The following is a 3,823-nucleotide window of genomic DNA, read 5'->3' on the forward strand; positions in this document are numbered from 1 at the left end:
CTTGTTCAGAACGAAGAATTCGACGTCACGGCTCCCGGTGTTCTGCGTGAAACCACCGCCCAGATTGTCGCCATCGTCGACAGGGTCCGCGCCATCGGGATCGGGGGCCTCGCTCCACTTGAAGCTTTCACGCCCGCCACCGCCGGTGCCGGGGTTGCCCCGTTCGCCGTCATAGCCGCTGTCACCGAAGATGGTGTCGTTTCCGACGCCGCCGGACACGTTGTCATCACCGCCGCCGGCATAAACCTCGTCGTCGCCCTCGCCGGAGCGGATGGTGTCATCGCCATCAAGCGCGTCGACGATATCGTCCTGCGAGCCGGGATTGCCGATGATCGCATCGTTGTTGTCGATCCGGTCGCCTTCGGGGTCGCCAAGGTAGTTGATGTCGATCTGATCGTCGCCTTCAGTGCCTTCCACGACGCCGTCACCGTTTTCCGCGGGGGGCGAAACCGGTTCGCCAGAGGGGGTATCGCTGCCCTCGAACACGAGGTTATCTACCGCGCCGGAGCCTTCCAAGCGCACTTCCATCCGGGCAACGCCCTGGGCGGAGAATTTGACGGTGCTTTCACCGCCGTCACCGGTGGGGGTAATCTGCTGGCGGGAAATCTCGCTGCCGTCCTGCCCGTAGAAGATCACTTCCGCGCCGGAGGCCTCATCGATATCCTTGAACGTCAGGCTCCGGATCGCGCTGAGCGTGGCAAAATCGAAGAACAGCGCGCCGCCGGTGGCATTGTCATCCGGGTCGCTGCTGTCGCCGTCCTCGGAAATGATCAACACCTTGCCGAGCTTGTCGGACGCCAGATCGGTGTCGCCGCCGGTGGGGGCGGCAGTGTCGAAGATCATGGCCTGACCCGCGCCGCCCGTGGCCGAAATCGTCACGCCTTCGGCCTGGTATTCGTTGTCGACCACGGTGCCGGCTTCGAGGTTGTTGAAATTGATAACCGTTTTCTTGGGTGTCGTAGCGTTCATGGATCCGGTCTCCTAAGCGTCGTTGCGCGGCGCACGCAGCGCGCCCGAAATGGAATTATGTGCAAAATCTGTGCGTTGCCCGTCTGAACGGAGGGCGATTGGTTCCGGTGTTCTCACCAGCCAGTGGATTAGGGCAACAAAAGGCATCTCGTACTCCGTTCAACTCGTTCACCCCGCGGGCACCAACGACCGGTCGGGGCAGCTCGCACACAAGCGCAACAAAAGGAGGGAGATCGTGGCCCAAGGGGCCCCGGAACGATCGGCGGCAGCTTCTCGTCTCGTCGTGAATACGGTCGCAAACCTGCGGCGTAAGCACGTCTCCCGCATGCAAAAATGCGCGATATGTGCGGCCGCCCCCGTGACCAGATTTTGGATGCCCCCCAGTTGGGCAAGTTTATTGATAATGGCTGAAATGCAGCGAACAAAGCCAAAAATGACCGAAAAGTGTCAAACTACACCCGTTCGCATATTTTCTCCTATTCTTTTGGGGTAGCTTCGAGCCGCCTCATGGGAGCTATTGTTTCCAAACGGGAAATCTGGACGATCTGCGAATTTCTCATGAAACCAAGGGCATTCTGTCGAGAACCCTTCGCCAGAGCAGGTTACGAACGTGTTTATTGTATCCATCAAAGAGACAATGGCGGTAATGTGGCAACGCTAGGCCGGTACGGCGTCGCCGCCGCGAGGGCGCGGAAGCCTTGTACTCAAATTGGAACCAATATGCGCCACCTTCCGCAACTGGTGCTCCAAAACGGCAAAGCCTGTCACATTTTGTCCGAATCAAGCCGATAGGATTTAGAGACGCCGCGCCCCGTATTGGCCCGGCCCGCATCCCGCTCCAACGTCAAACGCCATCATGTAGCGACTGCTGGTCGGGAGTTATGGCTGGTACCCAAGGCCGGACTCGAACCGGCACGCCTTGCGGCGGGGGATTTTGAATCCCCTGCGTCTACCATTCCGCCACTTGGGCACGCCGGGGCCGTTTAGCGCGAGCAGACATTCCGGGCAAGCGAAATCACTTCCCCTACACTGTGTCTTGACCACGGCGCGCCAGCATGGTGTTGGAGATGCGCAGACCGGAGTGCCGCGGATGATCAGACGTCTCTATGACTGGACCCTCGCCTGGGCCCAACATCGCCATGCCGTCTGGGCGCTGGCCGTGGTGGCCTTTGTCGAAAGCTCCTTCTTTCCGATTCCGCCCGACATCCTGCTCATCCCCATGGTGCTGGCCTGCCCCCGCAAGGCATGGCTCTACGCCAGCGTAGCGCTGCTCGCATCGGTGCTGGGCGGGCTGCTCGGCTATGGCATCGGCGCCTTCGCCTTCGACAGCATCGGGGAGCCGATCCTCTCTGCCCTGGGGAAAGATCACGCGATGGAGGAATTCGCCACGCGGTTCAACGACATGGGCTTCTGGGCCGTGCTGACCGCGGGCGTGACGCCGTTCCCCTACAAGGTCATCACCATCATGTCCGGCTGGACGGGGATGCCGCTTTTCACCTTTGTCGCCACGTCGATCCTTGCGCGCGGGCTGCGCTTTTTCCTCGTGGCTGCGCTGATCTACCGTTTCGGTGCGCCGATCCGTACGTTCATCGAACGGCGGCTCGGGCTGATGTTCACCCTCGCCGTCGCGCTGCTGTTCGGCGGTTTCGCACTTGTGAGGTATCTATGACCCACCGCAGTCTCGTCATTCTGGCCACGCTCGGCTCCGCATTCCTGCTGCTGACGGCCTTCGGGTTTCAGTATCTGGGCGGCTATCTGCCCTGCAAAATGTGCTACTGGCAGCGTTGGCCCCACGCGGCGGCCATCCTGATCGGCGCGATCATCCTGATGGGCGGGTCCCGGCTGCTGGCATGGGCCGGTGCGGCGGCTGCGGCGACGACCGCCTTGATCGGCATCTATCACGCCGGGGTGGAATGGAAGTGGTGGCCCGGCCCCTCGTCCTGCACCGGCGGCGGGCTCGATTTGGATACGATGAGCGGGGGCGACCTGCTGTCGATGGACGCGCCCACCGGCCTCGTGCTCTGCGACGAGATCGTTTGGCAGCTCTTCGGTCTCTCCATGGCCGGCTGGAACGCGCTCTTCTCGCTGGTACTGGTTGCGCTCTGGGTCGCGGCTGCCACGCGGCGGGACCGCAGCGCCGCCTGACCTCTACCCGGTCTTCTGGGTCTTGAGAAAGAGGCTCGTCTCGCTCGCCACGATACCGTCCAGCCTGCGTATCCGCGCCAGGACGGTATCAAAATCCTCCAACGTCTCTGTGCCGATCTCCACGATCACGTCCCAACGGCCATTCGTGCTGTGGACGGCACGGACCTGCGGCATGGCGGCCAGCTGCCGGGTAATCCGCTCGGCGCCGCGCCCCTCGATCCCGATCAACATCATGCCCCGCACCGGGTCGGGCCGCACGTCGGCGCGGGTGACCACCGAAAAGCCGACGATCTCCCCCCGTTCGCGCAGGCGCGCCAGCCGCGCCCGCACCGTGGTGCGCGACAGCCCCAGCGTCAGCGCCAAATCCGACAGGGAGGCCCGCGCGTCATGGCGCAGCGCGGCAATGAGCCGGTGATCCGTTTCGTCCATTCAGGCCTCCGTTTCGGATAATCTATACCCGAAATGATCACTTTGGCAAATTGTCCACTCCCCAAACCGTGGGTTATGTCAGCCAAAACGCCGCCCCATCCGGGCGGCTCAGCATTTCTCAAGGGGATCACGATGACAGATCAAACCTGTATTCTTGTGGGCGCGCCGCTGGACAGCGGCAAGCGCCGGACCGGCTGCCTCATGGGGCCCGATGCCTACCGCACCGCGGGGCTCGACCGGGCGCTGCGCGAGTTGGGTCATGAGGTGACGGATCGTGGCA

Annotated in this window: 5 protein-coding genes and 1 tRNA gene; 3 read left to right on the forward strand and 3 right to left on the reverse strand. The window is 62.5% G+C overall.

Going from position 1 to position 3,823, the window contains the following annotated elements:
• On the reverse strand, window positions 1-969 hold a 969-nt coding region (locus A3764_RS26040; protein ID WP_443069384.1), incomplete at its 3' end, for a calcium-binding protein.
• Window positions 970-1,855: 886 nt separating this feature from the next.
• A tRNA-Leu gene (locus A3764_RS14585) sits at window positions 1,856-1,939 on the reverse strand.
• 120 nt (window positions 1,940-2,059) lie between these two features.
• On the opposite strand from A3764_RS14585, the gene A3764_RS14590 reads away from it, so the two are divergent.
• Both A3764_RS14590 and A3764_RS14595 read left to right on the forward strand, forming a co-directional pair.
• On the forward strand, window positions 2,060-2,638 hold the full coding sequence (locus A3764_RS14590; protein ID WP_067919879.1) for a YqaA family protein: 579 nt from the start codon (window positions 2,060-2,062) through the stop codon (window positions 2,636-2,638).
• A complete protein-coding gene (locus tag A3764_RS14595) occupies window positions 2,635-3,114 on the forward strand; it encodes a disulfide bond formation protein B (RefSeq protein WP_067919881.1) in 480 nt (159 codons plus the stop codon). Before A3764_RS14590 ends, A3764_RS14595 begins: the two co-directional genes overlap by 4 nt.
• A 3-nt stretch (window positions 3,115-3,117) precedes the next feature.
• Here the strand turns inward: A3764_RS14595 and A3764_RS14600 are convergent, their stop codons facing one another.
• Window positions 3,118-3,543, reverse strand: coding sequence for an Lrp/AsnC family transcriptional regulator (locus A3764_RS14600; RefSeq protein ID WP_067919883.1), 426 nt, complete (start codon window positions 3,541-3,543; stop codon window positions 3,118-3,120).
• 132 nt (window positions 3,544-3,675) lie between these two features.
• Between A3764_RS14600 and A3764_RS24740 the strand changes: the two genes are divergently transcribed.
• Window positions 3,676-3,823, forward strand: a 148-nt coding sequence (locus A3764_RS24740; protein WP_201722438.1) for an arginase family protein, incomplete at its 3' end; no start/stop codon positions are given.

The sequence above is a fragment of the Sulfitobacter sp. HI0129 genome (assembly GCF_001635395.1).
Taxonomy (GTDB): Bacteria; Pseudomonadota; Alphaproteobacteria; order Rhodobacterales; family Rhodobacteraceae; genus Sulfitobacter.